Origin of the sequence: Paenibacillus sp. 2KB_20 (genome assembly GCF_052115765.1) — a bacterium.
GTDB lineage: Bacteria > Bacillota > Bacilli > Paenibacillales > Paenibacillaceae > Paenibacillus_AQ.
The window spans coordinates 536,686-555,878 of the sequence record NZ_JBFRHH010000004.1 but is presented as its reverse complement, the minus strand read 5'-3'; the positions used below and the strand labels follow the sequence as shown (position 1 = coordinate 555,878).

Genomic DNA, 19,193 nt, shown 5'->3' with positions numbered 1-19,193 from the left:
CGACAACGGTAACGATGGAACCGACAACGGTAACGATGGAACCGACAACGGTAACGATGGAACCGACAACGGTAACGATGGAACCGACAACGGTAACGATGGAACCGACAACGGTAACGATGGAACCGACAACGGTAACAGCGGAACCGACAACGGTAACAATGGAATCGACAACGGTAACGATGGAACCGACAACGGTAACAACGGAACCGACAACGGTAACAACGGAACCGACAAAGGTAACAGCGGAACCGACAACGGTAACAACGGAACCGGCAACGTTGGCAACGAGCTGGACGATACTCCGAAAACCGGAGACAACAGCGTATCGCCAATCTTCTATCTGGCTTTGGCGCTGATGTCCTTGATGACGATCGGGTTCTGTCTACTCGGTAACAAGAAGAAAAAGTACATCCAGTGACCGGAAAGGCGGTAAGAAAATGAGCAAAACTAAAAAATTTCTTATCGCCGTTTCCTTCCTTGTGTTGGTATTTTCTCTCGTCAGTTTTGCGAGAACTCTCTTGCAGAATTATGCTGAGAAGCAGAAAATCGAAGAGCTGACAAAAGCTTGGGAGGAAGGGTCGGACAAAGGCGGAGGGGATGCATTCCCCTCCCTTTTGTTTAATAAGGCGAATGAGCCGGTCATGCTTACCGAATTTCGAGAGCTTTACGAGAGGAACTCGGACATCGTCGGCTGGCTGAAGATTGACGGCACCCGAATTGAGTACCCGGTCATGCAGAATCCACAGGATGCGGAGTACTATCTCAATCATGATTTCGATAAAAAGGAAAACAAAGGCGGCCTCCCCTTTTTGGATGCGCATAGCCGGACCAACGGTTCGGACATTTTGCTGATTCATGGACATCACATGAAAAGCGGCTGGATGTTTAAGGATTTAATGAAATACAAGAACGAAAGCTTTTATAAAGAGCATGCTTCGTTCCAGTTCAGCACGCTTTACGAAAAGGAAGAATATGAGATTGTTGCCGTTATTCTGTCACAAGTTTATCGCAAATCGGACGATGTTTTTAAATACTACCAGATTGAGAATGTAAGTGCACCCGCCGAGTTCGATTCGTATGTTCAGAACATCAAAAAACTCGCTCTTTATGACACGGGCGTAACAGCCCGATATGGCGACAAGCTTATTGTACTGTCTACGTGCGAGTACTCGACCGAAAACGGCCGGTTAGCGGTGGTCGCCCGAAAGCGTTAATGACGATGTTGAAATACGGAGTCAAGCTGTTTTATATCGTGTTCTCCCTTGGAGGACGCGATTTTTTTAGGTTTCTTTTGATCCAAGTTTAGGGGGTACCCGTTTAGGAGCCCTTATTTTTCGATGGATCCGTTAAGCTGAAACGTACCATAAGTGACGGCGGAAAATTGGGGTGTTGTTGAAGTTTGAGATTGTTGGCGAGTGTATGAGATAGAGGACATCTAAGTTATAATTCGCCACACTTTGACCCCTGGTTTCGAGCACTAATTCAACATAATCTATTTTTAGATCAGTAGCATAAACAGCGCTCTAAATTTTATCGTGCTTAAATTCACACTGGACGTTAAAATCAGCATGAACACGAAGATTGAAAAACTTGTGGACTACTTTATGGTTGAAAGGACGGTCTTTGAGTGGCAAAAAAGAAAACAGTGGAAAGAATCAACAAGATTCTCCTGACTGCGATCGGTGCAATTGCACTTATTTTGGGTGTTTTGGCGGGTTATGTTTATTTCTTCATGCTTGAAAAGCCTGCTGAACCGGATAAATGGGCTGCTGCGGAGCGCTATGTCTGGAATAAAATCAAGTTTGACCAGGATGCACAAGTAATTTCTGCCGACGGTTCGGAATACTATTTACTTGCCAATAAGGGAGCAGCTACTGAAGATAAATTGATCATTTATTTTTCTGGGGGCGGTGTGGCCTGGGATGCGGTGACTGCCGCGCAGCCGATCAGTCTGAGTAATGTAATGAAGAACGGTGAGATCAAATATTACTTTCCGAACATTCCATTCTTTAAAGTAAGTACGCTTGGCGGCCTGTTGAAAAATAATAACCCTGACAATCCGTTCAAGGATTGGAATATTGTATATATCCCTTATTCTACTGGTGATCTGCATATCGGGAATGCATCCAAGGAATATACGGACGCCAAAGGCAAGCCGTTTACAATGCGTTACAACGGTCAAGCCAATACGCGCGCAGCATTGGCATGGATTGCAAACCATTTCGCTGCGCCGGAAAAGATCCTCATCGCGGGAGAAAGCGCCGGAGGATTCGGAGCTGCGTTCTGGGCGCCTGAGATTGCGAAACGCTACCCGGATGCCCGCATTTATCAATATTCGGACGGCTCCTACTTAAATGTCGACCGCTGGCCGGATATTATCGATAACGAATGGAAGGCCAACTTTGCAGCAACCTTTGGTTATGAAGTCCACGGAGATTTGATTTCGTCCGTATTCGCGTCGAACCGCAAGCTGCTCCCGGACAATGCGGTTCTTTTGCAGTCCAATACGCTTTATGACGAGCTGCTGTTCGACTTTGAAAAGGATCTGAATGGTGACGTTTCGGACGATGGCGAATATGTGCATCGCTGGTCGGCCCGTATGCTGCAATCTGCCGGAGAGCTAACTGAAGTATTGCCAGGCTACTATTATTACATCACGGATTACGGTCTTAACGAGAAGACGGGCAGGACACCACATACACTCTCCCCATTAAATCATTTTTACACAGCCGAACAGGACGGAGTAAAGCTGATGAAGTGGCTGGACGATGCCGTGAATAAGGATGAATATTACTCCGTGGGTCGGCATTTTGTAGAGAAAGAGGGCTGACACTGTCGGTTATAAGGTCTAGGGGGTCCACTCCTTCTTATTTTTCGCTTCCCGTTAAGCTGAACCGTATCACAAGTAGGTGAGATGCAAAGGGGCGTTTACCGATATTATCCAGAAAATACGAATCGTTCGTCCTAAGCTGTCTGAGGAAAGCAGAACTGTCCTTTTAGGCTCTCGGCGACCCTAAGGGAATCGTTGCCGCCAAAGCTAACCTGTTGTATGAAGTGCCGTCTATCTGAAGAGCATATACCTAAGCCATAATATTGATCCTAACGAGTACATTGGGACGGATCATTGGCTGCTTCCAGTGACGGGAACGTTCATGATTAAACGAATACTCGGTTATCCGTTCCGCACAATTTAATTTCCTGCAATTAATAATGATAGAGGAGAATGATAAACATGACCAAAAAAATTATTCTTGAGCCTGCCGCACAACAATTCGTTGAGGCTACTGCGAATCCACCCTACTTATTCCATCTTGGACCTGAGAAGGGAAGAGTTACGGTAGACGAAGTTCAATCGGGAGATGTCAAGAAACAGGATGTAGATATTGAGGATCTCAGCATCCCAGGCGGACCAAGCGGTCAAGTGTCCATTCGGATCCTACGTCCGAAGAACACGGCCGGACAATTGCTTAAAACTGTTTTGTACATTCATGGCGCAGGATGGGTGTTCGGCAATGCCCATACCCACGACCGGCTGATTCGAGAGCTGGCGGTCAGAAGCGGATCCGCCATCGTATTTCCTAATTACAGCTTGTCTCCCGAAGTCAAATATCCGACAGCCCTTGAAGAGATCTATGCTACACTGCAATGGATCGCTTCCTCCGGCAAAGCTCATGGCCTGAATTCAGATCATATCTCCATCGGGGGCGACAGCGTCGGCGGCAATATGACAGCGGCCATTACGTTGATAGCTAAGGAAAGAAAAGGCCCCGAGATCAAACGACAACTGCTGTTCTATCCGGTTACGGATGCCGGAATGGATACGGACTCGTACCATGAATTCGCCGAAGGGTACTTCCTGCGCCGTGATGGGATGGCTTGGTTCTGGGAACAGTATACCAACAAACCGGAAGAGTTGAATGAAATCTATACCTCTCCTCTGAGAGCCTCCATCGACCAGCTTCGTGATCTCCCTCCGGCTCTCATCATCACGGCTGAAGCCGACGTTCTTCGAGATGAGGGCGAAGCCTACGGGAATAAGCTTCGAGAGGCTGGCGTGGACGTCACGACGGTGCGTTATCAAGGAATCATTCATGATTTCGTTATGCTGAATGATTTGGCAGATACGTTAGCCGCCCGCGGTGCGATTGCATTAGCCGGCGCTTGGCTAAAAGGCGGATTTCAATAATAGGTAAGTGGGTGCTGATAAACGGCCTCCGATGTGACAGAGGCGTTTCATTTGCCCGAAGTCAAAGCGTATGTGATATAAAGTAATTTATTGCCTCTGAGACGTTAAGGTTTTTTTGTTCTTTTTGATCAGAGAAGTGATCACGTCTTCGTTAATAGTGATTTGAACTGCTTTTACGATACAAACAAGGCGTTTGCCGTTACGAGGTCAGGTGTCCCTACATAGAAATAAGCTAGAGTATTCCAGTGGGTAAACGGGTCGGAAAGTGATAATACTCTATGTATAATACTGAAACTTGGGGGAATTTTAAATAATAGGGATGTTTAATGAAAAATTGATTTTTCCTGCAAAAATGGCTTTCCCTCAGGTGAACTATAACGACCTTGTGGGACAGCCATTTTGTATAGCGGCTGTTAATCGATTATCGGAGCCAGCGTTCAGGGTCGTTTGGACCCTCTCATTATGACGGATCGTTATTCATTCGTTTCGCGGCTCCTCGTGCCCTTTCGACAATCGGAAGTGTAAAACAGTCCGTAAAAATTGTTTAAAACAGGAATTAATAACTATTTTTAGGATGTACTAGTTTATGATAAACTATTATTGTAAGCGCTTTATTATTATCTTCCGAAGGAGGCGAATCTGAAAACAATTGGCGTGCAATCGGGTAAATCGTCTGAAATCCAAATTACTGAGGAGGGATTTATAATGATGCGATTGTTCAAAAGCAAACAGACGTATTTCATTCTTCTGATCGCGGCGCTCGTGGCGGCATTGTTCCCCGCTCCCAACGCTAACGCGGCTTATTCGCTCGTATGGAGCGACGAATTCGACAGGCCTGCGATCAACGCCAACAATTGGACATTCGAAATCGGCACCGGCAGCGGAGGATGGGGCAACAACGAACTGCAATATTATACGAGCCGTTCGGATAACGCCCGGATCGAAAACGGCAATCTTGTGATCGAGGCGAAACGGGAATCCTACGGGGGGATGAATTATACTTCGGCCCGCTTGAAAACCCAAGGAAAAAAGAGCTTCAAATACGGAAGAATCGAAGCGAAAATCAAGCTGCCGAAGGGACAGGGGATCTGGCCGGCGTTCTGGATGCTCGGCGCGGACATCGGAACAGTAGGCTGGCCCAGAAGCGGCGAGATCGACATTATGGAGCACGTCAATAACGAGAACAACACGTACGGGTATATCCATTGGGATGCCAACGGTCACGCCTCGTATGGCGGACCCAGTCATTCGTTCGACGTGACCCAATACCACGTCTATTCCATCGAATGGACGCCAAGCGCGATCAAATGGTTCGTCGACGGCGTCCAGTTCTGGGAAGCCAATATCGAGAACAATATCAATTCGACGGAAGAGTTCCACAAGGAGCATTTTTTGCTGCTCAACATGGCGGTGGGCGGCAATTGGCCAGGCTCTCCGAACGCCTCGACCCCGTTCCCGGCCAAAATGTACATCGATTACGTTAGGGTTTACCAAGATGTCGCGAATCCGCCTGGAGACATCGTATCCGGCGGCACTTACAAATTGATCAATCTGAACAGCGGCAAAGCCTTGGACGTCTCGGGCTCTGGAACGGCGCCCGGCACGAACGTGCAAATCTGGACCGACAACGGCACCGACGCGCAAAAATGGACAATCTACCGCAATGCGAACGGCACTTACAAATTGATTAACATGAATAGCGCCATCGCGCTAGACGTGGCGGGATCGGGCACGGCCAACGGGACGAACGTACAGGTATGGACCGACTTGGGCAATGCCGCGCAGACATGGAATATCACCCGGAACGCGGACGGCACTTACAAGCTTATCAACCCGAACAGCGGCAAAGTGCTGGACGTCGCCTCTTCGGGCACGGCCAACGGGACAAACGTGCAAATCTGGATGGACAACGGCACCGGCGCCCAGAAGTGGAACCTGATCCGATTACAATAAGCAGCTTTTAAGATCCGATGATGACCGCCGTTCTTCCGATGCTTAACGTTACCCATCTGTCCACGTAACTTTGCAGTTCTTCAGACCACACCCCCGTCGTCGGCGCGGTAACAGGACATGAAAGTCCTGCTGTGTCATGATCCTCATTCGTGCATTCCTCCTTAAAATGAAAAGGGCCCCTCAAAAAGGAGCCAAGGTACTGGATCACGATTATTTTTGCCTGCAATGAACAGTAAACAGAATTGGACGAATATTACGACCATAGCTTCCCAGAAAAAATTAAAGATTCATACAAGCCCCCCATCCCCGCTGGCATTGGTCATTTCACTTTCATGATAAGGGATTGGTCCACCTCTTGAATGGAGCCTCGTCCAGATATAGCTAGTTGCAGTTCGGTTTCGGCAACAAGGTGTTTAATCACCTCTTCTACCCCGGTTTCTCCTGCAACAGCCAAGGCGTAAGCATACGGGCGACCGAGTAGGACGGCAGTAGCGCCAAGAGCGATGGCCTTTATGACATCCGCTCCTCTACGAATACCGCTATCCATGATGATTGGGATTTTCCCCTGTATCGATTCACTAATGGAAGGCAAGACGTCCAAAGTAGCTACGGCTCCGTCAAGCTGCCTACCTCCATGGTTCGAAACAATGATACCGTCAACGCCATGTTCCAAAGCCAAAATGGCATCGTCCGGGTGTGTAATTCCTTTAATAAGTAGGGGCAACCGGGTATGTTCACGAATAAAGTCAAGTTCCTTCCAAGTAAAACAGGTATTGTTCCCTTCATCTAAGGCTTTCAAGGCCGCTGCTTTGACGTTTTTATCAGGTGCTTCCCTGAGCTTTGAACAAAAGATTGGATCAGAGAAATAATTACCCATCCCGTGTCCTGTAAGGAACGGTAGGTATGCGTTACGTAAGTCAGTCTCGCGCCAGCCAAGGAGTGTCGAATCCACTGTGACAACGATGGCCTTGAATCCGGAATCCTCCGCACGTTTTAGGAAACTCTTTGTAAGTTCGTGATCTTTAGGGGGATAAAGTTGGAACCATCTAACACCATCTCCCACCTCTTTTGCCAGTTGTTCCATAGATACACTGGAAACGTTGCTGAGTATATAAGGTACTCCACATTTCGCCGCGGCTTTAGCGGGGGCAAGCTCACCATCGGGATGGAGAATTGTATTGACTCCGATCGGTGCTAGTAGGAAAGGAACGGGGAATTGGGTTCCAAAAATCGATACCGAGAGGTCACGTTTTGTAATGTCACAACACACCCGTGGTCTTATTCGATATTTCTGAAAAGCATCTACATTGCCACGATGTGTATCGCCTGCCCCTGCTGCGCCATAAACGTAGCCAAATGGCGCGGCAGCGAGAATTTCCTTTGCCCGGGTTTCCCATTCGTCGAACGATACTGGCAATAGCTTTGCGGCCTCATCACCGCATTGATAAAAGTCCATTTGTATTGTTTCGCTATCCATAGCCATCCGAATATCCCCCTCAATTTTTTTGGGGACATTTCCCCTACACTAAGTTTGATTATAGGAACGTCTCCAAAATCTCCTTGACTGAATGCCCAGCCATTTTGAAAAAGGGTCAACCCTTTCAGCCTAAATAAGAATGCTCACCGCAGTTCTAGCTTGGACAAATGGTTGGAAAATTAGTCACTAATAAATCGATTCAGATATCAATACCACAACCTCATTACGGCTCCTCGCGGATCGGAGATGCCGCAACCTCCTGCCTTCATGGCGGAGCAAGCCAAAAGATGCACGCTGCGTGGTCATTCAACCCACTCATCTCGACCCGAGGACGCTGAACCTTCCTCCTGACGATCCCCGTACGCCACGGATATGGCGTTTCCGAGTCGAGGATTTGAAGCGCATCCTCGATCAGCGATGGCAAGACCATCATTACAAGCCTACATAAAATTTTAGGGCTTTGAAGCAGGTGTCGTTTACGATGCGACGGCTGCTTCAGGTATGGATGCTTACAATGCGGGGAAACTAAACTTTGGTCTTGTAGCAAGTGCTTCATGGTCTGCACAAGAAGCTGTGAGTGCCATGAAATCATATATTTTGGCTCCTCAGTCTCGAAATTAAACGTAGGGGGAATTTTAGATGACAACATTTGATGCCATCATTATTGGATTTGGAAAAGGTGGAAAAACACTAGCTGTGGAGCTCGCTAACCACAATTGGAGGGTGGCGGTTATCGAGCGATCCCATAAGATGTATGGAGGAACTTGTATCAATATCGCTTGCATACCAACGAAATTCTTAGCTCACCAAGCAAAACAAGAACAAGTTAAAGAGGTTCAAGATCCGAAGGTGCAGCTCGCTCATTATGATCAAGCCATTCAGCAAAAGGATGAACTCACTGCCTTCCTGCGTCAGAAGAACTATAACAATCTAGCTCAGCATGAAAATATTCAAGTATTTGATGGAAAAGCATCGTTTGTGTCCGACCATGAAGTGCAGGTCACTTCAAATAAAGTGATAACGATTTTATCTGCACCTCGAATCTTTATTAATACAGGTGCCGAGACGGTCATCCCTAATATTGCGGGAATTCGGGAGAGTCAGCATGTTTACACGAGCACATCCCTCTTAAATCTGAGAAAGCTGCCGAAGAAGCTGGCGATTATCGGTGGCGGCTATATAGGTTTAGAATTTGCCTCCATCTATCGTCAATTTGGCTCGGAAGTAACCGTTTTAGAAGGAGGACCAAAGTTCATTGCGCGTGAAGATCGAGATGTTGCGGATGCTGTTTATGATGTCCTTTCTAAGAAGGGTATTGATATTAAACTGAATGCTAAAGTCATTGGACTCAAAGATACGCAAGAGGGAACGGTTCTATCCTATGAGGTAGCGGGCAATGCTGAAGAACTGCATGCGAATGCTATTTTACTGGCAACGGGTAGAAAACCAAATGTAGATGGACTTAATCTGGAAGCAGCAGGTGTCAAGCTAGATGAACGTGGTGCTATCCAAGTTAATGCGCATCTAAGAACATCCGTCCCCCATATCTGGGCATTAGGCGATGTAAAGGGTGGGCTACAGTTTACTTATATATCGCTCGATGATTATCGAATCGTGAAAGACGATCTCTTTGGGAATGGTACCCGTCATACCGCAGATCGAATCAATGTTCCTTACAGCATGTTCATTGATCCTCCGCTGTCCCGCGTCGGCCTCAGTGAGGAAGAAGCACGTCAGATAGGGTACAGCATTAAGGTGGCAAAGCTTTCTGCAGCCGCGATACCTCGTGCGCGTTTAATCCAGGAAACAGACGGATTCATGAAGGCGATTGTAGATGCCGATACGAATAAGATTCTTGGAGCAACCTTGTTCTGTGCGGAATCTAGCGAGGTCATCAATATGGTGAGCATGGCGATTCAGATGGAACAACCGTTTACCTTCCTAAGGGATCATATCTTTACGCACCCAACCATGGGTGAAGCTTTGAATGATTTGTTTTCTTCAGTCAAAGCGTAATTTTCCCTTAGGCGTGAAGCTTCTGTTATAACTTAAACTGCCGGCAACTTTAAGACTCTCGGTTGGGATTTTTGATTCGATCTGGATCTGGAATGAAGATGCCAAGCGTCCATTACTGCAAAGTAATTTGGAGGAAATTAACGAAGATCATATTCCAAAGCCGAAGCTTGAGCAAAACGAAGATGGGTACTACATCATTCGTTCGATTAGCGAATTAAAGACGATTTCAGAGTTTCCAAATGAAAATTATATACTAGAGAATGATCTTGATTTTGAAGGAAAGCTGTTTGAACCCCTATTTAAGGGGACGCCTTTCCTTGGCATTTTTGCGGAAATCATAAATCTTTAGACCATTTTAAATCAGAAAATGGCGGCTTATTTCATCTCAATGGCGGAACGATTAAAAACATAGCTATGGTCGATGCAAGCGTCACTGGCGGAAGTAATATCGGTATACTCGTTAATACGAACAACGGAACGGTAGAGAATAGTTATGTAACGGGCACAATCGAAGGCTCCAGCACAGTGGGCGGTCTAGCGGGCTATTCCAATGGCATCGTGAGAAACAGCTATTCTACGGCAGATGTAACGGCCCAGCTGAACCAAGCTGGAGGTCTAATTGGAATTACAAACTCAGGCAGCTTAACCGAAAACGTGTATGCATCCGGAGCCGTCCAGGGGCTTAGAAGCAACGGTTGGGTTGGGACTTATATTTGGAGATGGGACAATATGGCGAAACGACCTGTTTTACAATCCGTATCAGAAGGCAACGAAGAAGAGCCAGTTAGATATGGAGAGAGTCAACCTAGGCATGGATTCTGAAGTCACACTTCAGATCACTTTTTCGGCCTTTGTAGGAACGGGAGAGTGATGGATCGCAAACCAGATGCCGCACCCTCCTACCTTCATGGGCAAGCCAATGAGACTGCTAGAGCGGCAAGACAATTATTATGCCGGCAAAGGTATTTATATAGGCGGGATTGAGCTTTGTTTAATTTAATGAGCAAAGAATGCTGGCAATCCTATGCCGCGGCAGCTCCTTTTGCATTTTTGGCCGATAGACCTGTTAAGCTGAGCCGTAACATAAGTAGGGTGACTAGGGATTTATAGATTTTTATCATTAGTCTATCGGTTTTTGGATGTTATCTTGATAGTAATCAAAAAATAGTTTGTTCTGCGTACCCTTTACTGCATAAAAAACATCCGAGACAGCCTTATTTCTCTTTTTTAGTTCGCTCTCCAGCCATTGGGAAGTCAACCCATTTTCCGTGAGATTGTCTTCGATTATTTTCCCGTCTATAATCAGTTCAACCGGAAACGAATTGACGGCAGCCGGATGCAGTTTTAAATCTTTTCGGGTAACCCATTCGTACTCGCTTTTCTTCTTGATGGTGAGTTTCCCGTGATCCTCCATGATGGCGTATTCGACTTCCTCGATATTAAAAATATTTTTCTCCCGCAAGGATTGATTTAAGGAATCCAACGTGTATCGAATCTTCCTCATGTTATTCTCAAGAATTTTTCCATTCTCAATAATCACGGTGGGAGTACCGGAAATCAACCTGCTCAGTGCTCTGTTTTTTAAAGCAAGTACAGACATAAGGTAGGCAATGCCGAAGAAAACCAATAAGGAAACAATCAGGGCCCAGTGAGAGATATTTTTGTTAAATGCCAGATTTGCGGTAATGCCTCCCAGCGTAATGCCGCTAACAAAATCGTGAAAGGTCATGTTGGAAATCGTTTGTTTCCCGAGTATCCTCGATATGATTAGAAGGAGAAGGAAAGCCGAAGCAGTTCGTATGATAATCTCCATGTATTCCTGCAATTTCTTTTGCACCTCCTTTTATATATTGGATTTCCGCTTTAGTGGTCCTTATCATTATTGACAGATTGCGGGCAAACCATAACCACGGGTCATTTTTAGCTATGCTATGCGTGTTGATGCCTCTCTAAATGACCGATAAGTCGGAAGTTTGATAACCAGGCTTTATATAAGGTGAACAAATGATATCGGCAGAAGGAGGCAGCAGTGAAAGGTGCTTTCGATTCGGAAGCATACGCTAGCTTCTCCCGCATCCTTTCACTCGCTTTCCTTTAAAAACACCGACGGATTAGGCTGCTAATTACTTCGGTCCTTCTGTGCGGGTTATACATGCTTGATTACAGCCTCTGGATCGTACGAAGCAGCGTCACGATTTCGCTTGCACCTTACGTAACGTAATGTTTTACAATAGAGCTACCGGTACATAGCTAGCGCCAAAGAGTGGAGATGGTTCATGAAGAGACATTGGAAGGTCGGTGATCTTGCCAAGCTGACGGGGCTTACCGTACGAACCTTGCGGTTTTATGATCAAATCGGGTTGTTCTCTCCGTCAGGACAAACGGAATCCGGCCACAGGCTTTACAATGAATTGGACTTGTCACGATTACACCAGATATTATCGCTTAAGGAGCTGGGGTTATCTCTCGTGGAGATTAAGTCGGCCTTAACTGGCGGACAGATCAGTCCGCTTGAGATCGTGGGCCTGCAGATAAATCAAATCCAAGAACAGATCAAGCAGCAACAGAAACTATTGGAGCAGCTCAGACATGTATCCAAGCTTATGCAGGGCAAATCTGAATTAACGGTTGAAGATTTCACGAGCCTTCTGCAAGCGATGAAGAACGGATTTGAGAAACCGGTCATTGAGCGGCAAACCAGTTGGGGGCGACATTTGGACCTTTTGGGAGACTTTCTTGCCGAGGAGAGCGGAAATCCGGAACATAAGGAGGAAAATCAATGAACGAACGATTCGTCAAGCATGGAACCTTTGTCGTGGAGCGGACTTATGCCGCTTCGCCGGAGAGGGTTTATCACGCATGGGCTGATCCGATTGCCAAAGCCAAGTGGTTTTCGAAGCCAGACATCTTTGATTTCCAGGTTGGAGGGCGCGAGTACAGCAGCGGCGGGCCGCCCGAAGGGCCGATCTTTACCTTCGACGCCAGCTACCAGGAGCTTGTTCCAGAGCAGCGCATTGTCTATACGTACACACTGGATTCGGGCGGCGTACGCTTCTCCGTGTCGATCACAACGGTCGAGCTTATCAAGGTGGAGGGCGGTACGAATTTGATTTTCACAGAGCAAGGTGCATTCTTTGACGGACATGATACCCCAGAAATACGAGAACACGGTACAAACATCATGTTGGACACACTGGGCAAGGTAGTAGAAGGGGAGGTAGGAACATGACTATAGGTGAGAATGAACTTATTGCTTCGCGCGAGTACGATGTCCCGCGGGAACTTGTATTTCAGGCATGGACGACCCCTGGTTTATTGGCAAAGTGGTGGGGACCGCAAGGCTTCACGAATACGTTTCACGAATGCGATATGAGGCCGGGAGGTACGTGGAAGTTCACCATGCACGGACCGGATGGCGTGGATTATCCTAACCATAACGTCTTTGTTGAGATTGTGCCGACGGAGCGGGTCGTGATTGATCATCTAAACGTTCATGAATTTCGGGTAACGGCTACCTTCGAGGGCTTCGATGGCCGGACCAGGGTCACCTTCCGTCAACTTTTCAAGAAAAAAGAGGAGTTTGAACAAGCTAAGCCCATCTGTATAGAAGCTAATGAACAGCAGCTTGACCGACTTGGCAAGGTGCTGGCGGAATTGGCCGATAGCCCTGTTAAACTGAACTAGACCAAAAAGCCTTAACCCTTATTGCAGGGCTAAGGCTTTGGTTATTCATTACGCAAGTCTCATCTTAAAATCCTGATAGCCGAACTCGCGTACGACGCGGCAGTTGCCGTCTTTCTCCTGCACGGCGATGGCCGGCAGCGGCATGCCGTTGAAGGTGTTGGTTTTGACCATGGAGTAGATCGCCATATCTTCAAACACTAATCTGTCACCGTTCTTAAGGGGCTGATCGAAGGAATAGTCTCCGATGACATCACCCGTCAGGCAGGTCGGACCACCAAGCCGATAGGTGTATGGTTTCTCCCCGGCTTCGCCCGAATCGACGAGTGGCGGACGATAAGGCATTTCCAGAACATCGGGCATATGGCAAGTAGCGGACGTGTCCACGATCGCGATTTCTATGCCGTTTCGATGGATATCCAGCACGGAGGTGACCATATAGCCCGCATTGAGTGCGATGGCTTCTCCGGGTTCGAGGTAGACTTCTAAACCGTATTTCTCCTGCATCCTCTTAATGCAAGCTTCGAGTCTCGGGATATCATAGTCGTCTCTCGTGATATGGTGACCGCCACCGAAATTGATCCATTCCATCTGCGGCAGCCATTGCCCGAACTTGTCTTCGACCGCATTCAGCGTGGTCTCCAAATCATCCGAGTTCTGTTGGCACAGGGTATGGAAGTGTAGTCCTGAAACGCCTTCGAGCAGTTCCGGCCGGAAATCCTCTCGTTTCACGCCAAATCTGGACCCCGGCGAACAGGGGTCATAGATTTCATGTCCCTCTTGCGTCGAGCATTCCGGATTGACGCGAAGGCCTACTTTTCTACCCGCAGCAAGAGCTTTTGTTTTATACTTTTCCAACTGGGAGAAGGAATTAAAGACAATATGGTCGCAAATGGAAATAATTTCGTCGATTTCATCTTCACGATAGGCAGGCGCAAAGACGTGATTTTCTTTACCCATTTCCTCGTGACCCAGCCGCGCTTCGAATAAACCGCTCGCAGTCGTGCCGCTTAAGTATTGTCCGATGAGGGGATACATGGCGGTCATGGAAAAAGCTTTTTGCGCCAGCACAATCTTGGCTCCCGTACGCTGCATAACTCCGTTCAAAATGTTCAGGTTTTTTTCGATGAGTGCTTCATCGACTACGAAACAGGGTGTCGGTAATTCCTCGAACCGCATATTAGCGAACAAGCTCCGGCTGTTTCGCTTCCTCAGGCAATGCGTCAACAAGCACCGGGTTGAAGTCTTCTACCCATGGAAGTCCCCATTTGTTCAGCTCTTCCATGAATGGATCCGGATCGAACTCTTCGATATTGAATACGCCCGGTTTATTCCATTTGCCCGTCATGACCATCGCCGCGCCGATCATGGCAGGCACGCCAGTTGTATAGGAGATGGCTTGGGAGCCCACTTCTTTGTAGCACTCTTGATGGTCGCAAACATTGTAGACATAGTACGTCTTGTCTTGGCCGTCTTTTTTTCCTTTAAAGATACAGCCGATGTTCGTCTTGCCCACTGTCCGAGGCCCCAGGGAAGCCGGGTCCGGGAGTACGGCCTTCAGGAATTGAAGTGGAATGATTTGTTGTCCTTCGTATTCGATCGGTTCGATGGAAGTCATTCCTACGTTCTCAAGCGCCTTTAAGTGCATGAGATAGCTTTGACCGAAAGTCATGAAGAAACGGATGCGTTTCAGTCCAGGCATGTTTTGCGCAAGGGATTCAAGCTCTTCATGGTAGAGCAGATACATATCCTTTTGGCCGACTTCAGCGAAGTTATATTCACGCTTAATTTCCATCGGCTTCGTTTCGATCCATTTCCCGTTTTCCCAGTAGCGTCCGTTAGCGGACACTTCACGGATGTTGATTTCAGGGTTGAAGTTCGTAGCGAAAGGATAGCCGTGATCCCCGCCGTTGCAATCCAGAATGTCGATATATTCGATTTCGTCAAAATAGTGTTTCAGCGCATAAGCGGAGAATACGCCGGTTACGCCTGGATCGAATCCGCTGCCCAAAAGAGCTGTGATTCCTGCTTTTTCAAAGCGTTCACGGTAATCCCATTGCCATTTGTATTCGAATTTCGCCGTATCTTCCGGCTCATAGTTTGCCGTATCCATATAGTGCGTTTTGGTGGCCAGGCAAGCATCCATGATCGTCAAATCTTGGTAAGGCAGAGCCAGGTTCATGACGATATCCGGTTTGACTTCGTTAATCAGAGCGATCAGCTCATCTACGTTGTTTGCATCGACCTGTGCGGTCGTAATTTTGGTTTTGCCACCCTCCAATTTTGCTTTCAGCTCATCGCATTTGGATTTCGTACGGCTGGCGATACAGATTTCTTCGAAAACCTCGCTGTTTTGAACGCATTTATGAATGGCTACAGATGCTACGCCGCCGGCGCCAATGATTAGTGCTTTTCCCATTCTTCGATCTCCTATCTCAAATGAATTTTTTTAATGTAAAACGGCAACAAAAAAAGCAAGCGAAACACGCACCATGCGCATCACACTTGCTTTGATATAGTCAAATAATAAGATAGTCCCAATAAGCATGACCTGACAAACCTCTTGCGTTGCTCGTCAGTCAGCCAGAAAACTCAACGTTTTATGGAAAGGCGCTTAATATTCGAATATATCATGTTAGGATCAGAGTCTATATAGCAAATAATTACTTTTACCACTCTTATTGACCGTTTCACAAGTTGTGTGCATATGCACTGGTTGTAAAGTAACCAACTTATAAAATTTGAGCTTTTAACTCAATCAATAAGGCAACGAAAGTTGCCAATCGGCATTTGACCCGGCTGTCCGTATGGCCTTAACTTCTTAAATGGAAGTGGTCAAAGATTATCTGCTTGGAAAGATCCTAAATAAATATTGAATATTCGCTTTCCAAAAATCACGCTATTTCATAATATCAGGATAAGGATTATTGAACAAGGAAAATTTTAAAACAAACGCATTTTTTGCGGCGTTGAAAACAAAATGAGGCATCGATTCAAGGCATTCAACACGAATAGAGCCTGCCGGACGTGCTGTATTTTATTGGGAAAATGAATGCCCAATCATTCATAATAAGTGGTATTCTCTTATTAATCCAAGTTTTAATACCTGAATAATGATGGTTAATGATTCGGCGGTGATCGGCCTCTCACTTCCTTGCGAAGGTGAGAGGCTCGTCGCTTGCGTGATTCTGCGGGACGGCGGTAGCTTGGACCTGGCACAGCTGCAGGCGTTTTGCGAACCGAGTCTCGCAAGATACAAATGGCCAACTCAACTGTTCATCCTAGATTCGTTGCCTCGAACGGTCGTGGATAAGGTGGACAAAAAGGAGCTACGCAAGCAATTATCCAATCTGATTCCGAAGAGCTAAGCTAAAGGAATAGTTTAATTAAACGTGACTAAAAGATAGGGCCATCCCGCCAAGGATGGCCTTAAAACATGTACATTTAATATAAATAAAATGAACAAATAAGTAAAAAAGTAACTGTCGATAAGGGCGAAATATATGGATAAAAAATGAAAAGAACCCTCCGAATCTGGAGAGTTCTTTTCATGGAGTACCGGTCCACTTTCTCTTCATGAATAACATCAAAAACGCAGTCATGTCGGCGGGGCTTCACAAGACGCTGAAGACCCTGTTTTCGTCCTTTCCGCCAGCTTAGTAATCGACTCAATGTCTTGATCCGTTAATTGATCAAGGAAATGTTTGCGTATTGCCTTGGAGACTATGGGACGGGCATCATCCAATGCCGATTTTCCAGCGGAAGTGATGACGACTTGAACACCGCGATCAGTGTCTAATGGTTTCCTCATCACAAGTCTGCGTTTTTCCATCCGCGTCAGATGATGTGATAATCGACTCTTATCCCAGTCCATCGAGTCGGCCAATTCCTGTTGGCGAAGGCTGCCGTTCCCCAAAAGGTCTAACCGATCCAATACCCCATAATCACCCTCTGATAGTCCTGTGTGCTCCGACATCTCTTTTATTACGCGACCGAAGATGCTCTGAAAGGAGCCTTTCCACATATGCCATATTCGCATTTCCTCTTTGTTTAGTTCGTTCTTATCCATAGGAACATAATAACATGGTTGACGCATCAACCACAATGTGTTATCGTTGATTCAGGTTGATATATCAACCTGAGAATATATTGCAAAGACCGCACATCGAATTAAAAAGGGAGAGTGTTACTATGCGGGCCGCCCGTGCGCCCGTGCGCCTCGAAGCGAACAGTCCGATGTGCAAGTTCTCGAAAGAGGACAGCCCGCTCCCCTGGTGATTTATCTCGAACGTGTTATCGAAGAGTACCCGTATTTCAGGAACCTGCTTGACCGCTTCCTCCCAGAAACGGTTGGGCTCATCTTTTTCCAAGAAAGGAACATTTATTATGAAAATCTACGTTAGTGCGCCTACTCCAGTTATCTCGGTGAAGCCGGTAGTGCTACCAGCCCCGGGCCGTGGTGAGGATCTGCAAGTACGAGTGTCTGCGCCCACGATTGGGAGTGAATTGCCTATTATTGTTTTCTCGCACGGCTATGGCTGGTCGTTGGACGGCTACGGCCCGTTGGCCGACTTCTGGGCTGCTCACGGCTTCGTCGTCATTCAACCCACCCATCTCGACTCGAGGACACTGAACCTTCCTCCTGATGATCCCCGTACACCACGGATCTGGCGTTTCCGAGTTGAGGACATGAAGCGCATCCTCGACCAGCTTGATCTTATTGAGGCTTCCGTTTCCGGCCTCAGCGGGCGCCTCGACCGAAGCCGCATCGCCGCAGCTGGACACTCCTGGGGCGGTCAGACGGTAAGCATGCTGCTAGGGGCACGAGTCCTCGATGCGCAAGGCAGACCGGGAGAGGACATGTCCGACTCGCGGATTAAGGCGGGCGTGTTGCTGGCCACGACTGGCCGGGGCGGAGCTGACTTGTCTCCGTTCGCAGCCGAGCACTTCCCCTTCATGAACCCGAGCTTCGCGGACATGAGCACGCCGACCCTCGTGGTAGCGGGGGACCATGACCGGTCTCAACTGTCCACTCGGGGGCCGGACTGGTTCACGGACCCGTACTTCCTGAGCTCGGGCAGCAAGAGCCTGCTCACTCTCTTCGGGGCAGAGCACTCGCTCGGCGGGATTCCCGGTTACAGCGTCGCGGAGACGACGGACGAGAGCCCCGAACGAGTCGCCCTCATTCAGCAGCTCACGTTGGCCTACCTTCGAAATGTGCTCGACCTCGACGATTCCAGCTGGCCGGCAGCTCGTGCGGCTCTGGAAAATAGCGCCATCCCGCTGGGTCGTATTGAGTCCAAGTAAAGGCCTGACGGGCGGTGTCGACCCGGCAACCACGACAGTGCATACTCGAGGCGGCAACACGTAATGCTCGTTGATGTAGGGGGAATGTCGGATACTTTGCGATAGATCGGGCTCTTGCTGCTGAAATCCATTAGAGCGATGGGGGTAGTAAATGGGCTGAAGCCAACGCATTAAGTTAAACTGCAAGCGAATTTAACATGTTGGCATAAGGAAGCCGTTACCAGATAGGTTAGCTCAATATTTCAATGAAAATAACGAAGGAGCTGCCGTGGCAGCTCCTCTCGCAATTTTAGCCGTGCCGTTAAGATGAACCGTACCACAAGTAGCGGCAGGTTTTTTCAGAAGATCCCTCAGCAGGCTTGAAAAGACGTTTTGTTGGGCATGGGGTGGGGACTAAATTCGCTGGTATATCTAATTGCTGGGCTCGTTGTATTTCATCGCTGCGAAAAAACTGCCATGAAGAAAGGTCTTCTAGGACAATACTAACACTCTCGTATAATTGTCAGACAATCGTACAAATAGCGATGATGATCTATATAAATAGTTGATGTAGGATTAAATATTGTAGGA

The 19,193-nt window shown here is 47.4% G+C and carries 17 protein-coding genes; 12 read left to right on the top strand and 5 right to left on the bottom strand.

All coding sequences use genetic code 11. The features are described 5' to 3' along the window. From AB4124_RS14695 to AB4124_RS14675, 5 genes are all read left to right on the top strand, one after another. On the top strand, positions 1 to 421 hold a 421-nt coding region (locus AB4124_RS14695), incomplete at its 5' end, for a hypothetical protein (RefSeq protein ID WP_441973297.1). Positions 422 to 440: 19 nt separating this feature from the next. Then, positions 441 to 1,217: a class B sortase gene (locus tag AB4124_RS14690; RefSeq protein WP_430108686.1), complete on the top strand. Its 777-nt coding sequence runs from the start codon at positions 441 to 443 to the stop codon at positions 1,215 to 1,217. Positions 1,218 to 1,630: 413 nt separating this feature from the next. After that, positions 1,631 to 2,833, top strand: coding sequence for a pectin acetylesterase-family hydrolase (locus tag AB4124_RS14685; RefSeq protein WP_441973296.1), 1,203 nt, complete (start codon positions 1,631 to 1,633; stop codon positions 2,831 to 2,833). A 402-nt stretch (positions 2,834 to 3,235) separates the two neighbouring features. Further along, complete coding sequence (locus AB4124_RS14680) at positions 3,236 to 4,189, top strand: alpha/beta hydrolase (RefSeq protein WP_430108692.1); 954 nt, start codon at positions 3,236 to 3,238, stop codon at positions 4,187 to 4,189. A 705-nt stretch (positions 4,190 to 4,894) separates the two neighbouring features. Continuing rightward, positions 4,895 to 6,142 (top strand): RICIN domain-containing protein, encoded by a 1,248-nt coding sequence (locus tag AB4124_RS14675; protein ID WP_441973295.1) that lies wholly within the window; start codon positions 4,895 to 4,897, stop codon positions 6,140 to 6,142. A gap of 319 nt (positions 6,143 to 6,461) precedes the next feature. On the opposite strand, the gene AB4124_RS14670 is transcribed toward AB4124_RS14675, so the two are convergent. Then, entirely contained in the window at positions 6,462 to 7,625 is a 1,164-nt protein-coding gene (locus AB4124_RS14670) for an alpha-hydroxy-acid oxidizing protein (protein ID WP_430108698.1), read from the bottom strand. A 633-nt stretch (positions 7,626 to 8,258) separates the two neighbouring features. Between AB4124_RS14670 and AB4124_RS14665 the strand changes: the two genes are divergently transcribed. Next, the gene (locus AB4124_RS14665) at positions 8,259 to 9,635 is read left to right on the top strand and encodes an FAD-dependent oxidoreductase (protein ID WP_441973294.1); all 1,377 of its coding nucleotides are present in this window, start codon (positions 8,259 to 8,261) and stop codon (positions 9,633 to 9,635) included. A 414-nt stretch (positions 9,636 to 10,049) separates the two neighbouring features. After that, positions 10,050 to 10,457, top strand: coding sequence for a GLUG motif-containing protein (locus tag AB4124_RS14660; RefSeq protein WP_430108703.1), 408 nt, complete (start codon positions 10,050 to 10,052; stop codon positions 10,455 to 10,457). A 298-nt stretch (positions 10,458 to 10,755) separates the two neighbouring features. Here AB4124_RS14660 and AB4124_RS14655 read toward each other — a convergent pair whose 3' ends face one another. Next, positions 10,756 to 11,460 carry a DUF421 domain-containing protein gene (locus AB4124_RS14655; protein WP_441973293.1) on the bottom strand — a complete coding sequence of 235 codons (705 nt, stop codon included), beginning with the start codon at positions 11,458 to 11,460 and terminating at the stop codon, positions 10,756 to 10,758. Positions 11,461 to 11,911: 451 nt separating this feature from the next. Here AB4124_RS14655 and AB4124_RS14650 point away from each other — a divergent pair, with 451 nt between their 5' ends. The 3 genes from AB4124_RS14650 to AB4124_RS14640 are packed head-to-tail and all read left to right on the top strand — an operon-like array spanning position 11,912 to position 13,319. Then, positions 11,912 to 12,418: a MerR family transcriptional regulator gene (locus AB4124_RS14650; protein WP_339269032.1), complete on the top strand. Its 507-nt coding sequence runs from the start codon at positions 11,912 to 11,914 to the stop codon at positions 12,416 to 12,418. Next, complete coding sequence (locus tag AB4124_RS14645) at positions 12,415 to 12,864, top strand: SRPBCC family protein (RefSeq protein ID WP_441973292.1); 450 nt, start codon at positions 12,415 to 12,417, stop codon at positions 12,862 to 12,864. Before AB4124_RS14650 ends, AB4124_RS14645 begins: the two co-directional genes overlap by 4 nt. After that, positions 12,861 to 13,319: an SRPBCC family protein gene (locus AB4124_RS14640; protein WP_076323647.1), complete on the top strand. Its 459-nt coding sequence runs from the start codon at positions 12,861 to 12,863 to the stop codon at positions 13,317 to 13,319. Before AB4124_RS14645 ends, AB4124_RS14640 begins: the two co-directional genes overlap by 4 nt. A 48-nt stretch (positions 13,320 to 13,367) precedes the next feature. Here the strand turns inward: AB4124_RS14640 and nspC are convergent, their stop codons facing one another. Both nspC and AB4124_RS14630 read right to left on the bottom strand, forming a co-directional pair. Next, positions 13,368 to 14,495 carry a carboxynorspermidine decarboxylase gene (nspC, locus tag AB4124_RS14635; RefSeq protein ID WP_441973291.1) on the bottom strand — a complete coding sequence of 376 codons (1,128 nt, stop codon included), beginning with the start codon at positions 14,493 to 14,495 and terminating at the stop codon, positions 13,368 to 13,370. 1 nt (position 14,496) lies between these two features. Beyond that, positions 14,497 to 15,735, bottom strand: a complete 1,239-nt coding sequence (locus AB4124_RS14630) for a saccharopine dehydrogenase family protein (protein ID WP_430108714.1) — start codon at positions 15,733 to 15,735, stop codon at positions 14,497 to 14,499. Positions 15,736 to 16,429: 694 nt separating this feature from the next. On the opposite strand from AB4124_RS14630, the gene AB4124_RS14625 reads away from it, so the two are divergent. Next, on the top strand, positions 16,430 to 16,684 hold the full coding sequence (locus AB4124_RS14625) for an AMP-binding enzyme (protein WP_430108716.1): 255 nt from the start codon (positions 16,430 to 16,432) through the stop codon (positions 16,682 to 16,684). Positions 16,685 to 16,914: 230 nt separating this feature from the next. Here AB4124_RS14625 and AB4124_RS14620 read toward each other — a convergent pair whose 3' ends face one another. Then, the gene (locus tag AB4124_RS14620; RefSeq protein WP_430128280.1) at positions 16,915 to 17,385 is read right to left on the bottom strand and encodes a MarR family winged helix-turn-helix transcriptional regulator; all 471 of its coding nucleotides are present in this window, start codon (positions 17,383 to 17,385) and stop codon (positions 16,915 to 16,917) included. A 317-nt stretch (positions 17,386 to 17,702) separates the two neighbouring features. On the opposite strand from AB4124_RS14620, the gene AB4124_RS14615 reads away from it, so the two are divergent. After that, entirely contained in the window at positions 17,703 to 18,623 is a 921-nt protein-coding gene (locus tag AB4124_RS14615) for an alpha/beta hydrolase family protein (protein WP_441973290.1), read from the top strand. Positions 18,624 to 19,193 lie beyond the last annotated feature (570 nt).

Bases quoted from the DNA above. Each gene is read 5' to 3' on its own strand.
- AB4124_RS14615 (WP_441973290.1), top strand. From the start codon at position 17,703: ATGAAAATCTACGTTAGTGCGCCTACTCCAGTTATCTCGGTGAAGCCG.
- nspC (WP_441973291.1), bottom strand. From the start codon at position 14,495: ATGCGGTTCGAGGAATTACCGACACCCTGTTTCGTAGTCGATGAAGCA.
- AB4124_RS14690 (WP_430108686.1), top strand. From the start codon at position 441: ATGAGCAAAACTAAAAAATTTCTTATCGCCGTTTCCTTCCTTGTGTTG.
- AB4124_RS14625 (WP_430108716.1), top strand. From the start codon at position 16,430: ATGATGGTTAATGATTCGGCGGTGATCGGCCTCTCACTTCCTTGCGAA.
- AB4124_RS14645 (WP_441973292.1), top strand. From the start codon at position 12,415: ATGAACGAACGATTCGTCAAGCATGGAACCTTTGTCGTGGAGCGGACT.
- AB4124_RS14650 (WP_339269032.1), top strand. From the start codon at position 11,912: ATGAAGAGACATTGGAAGGTCGGTGATCTTGCCAAGCTGACGGGGCTT.
- AB4124_RS14675 (WP_441973295.1), top strand. From the start codon at position 4,895: ATGATGCGATTGTTCAAAAGCAAACAGACGTATTTCATTCTTCTGATC.
- AB4124_RS14665 (WP_441973294.1), top strand. From the start codon at position 8,259: ATGACAACATTTGATGCCATCATTATTGGATTTGGAAAAGGTGGAAAA.
- AB4124_RS14640 (WP_076323647.1), top strand. From the start codon at position 12,861: ATGACTATAGGTGAGAATGAACTTATTGCTTCGCGCGAGTACGATGTC.
- AB4124_RS14630 (WP_430108714.1), bottom strand. From the start codon at position 15,735: ATGGGAAAAGCACTAATCATTGGCGCCGGCGGCGTAGCATCTGTAGCC.
- AB4124_RS14620 (WP_430128280.1), bottom strand. From the start codon at position 17,385: ATGGATAAGAACGAACTAAACAAAGAGGAAATGCGAATATGGCATATG.
- AB4124_RS14660 (WP_430108703.1), top strand. From the start codon at position 10,050: ATGGTCGATGCAAGCGTCACTGGCGGAAGTAATATCGGTATACTCGTT.
- AB4124_RS14680 (WP_430108692.1), top strand. From the start codon at position 3,236: ATGACCAAAAAAATTATTCTTGAGCCTGCCGCACAACAATTCGTTGAG.
- AB4124_RS14670 (WP_430108698.1), bottom strand. From the start codon at position 7,625: ATGGCTATGGATAGCGAAACAATACAAATGGACTTTTATCAATGCGGT.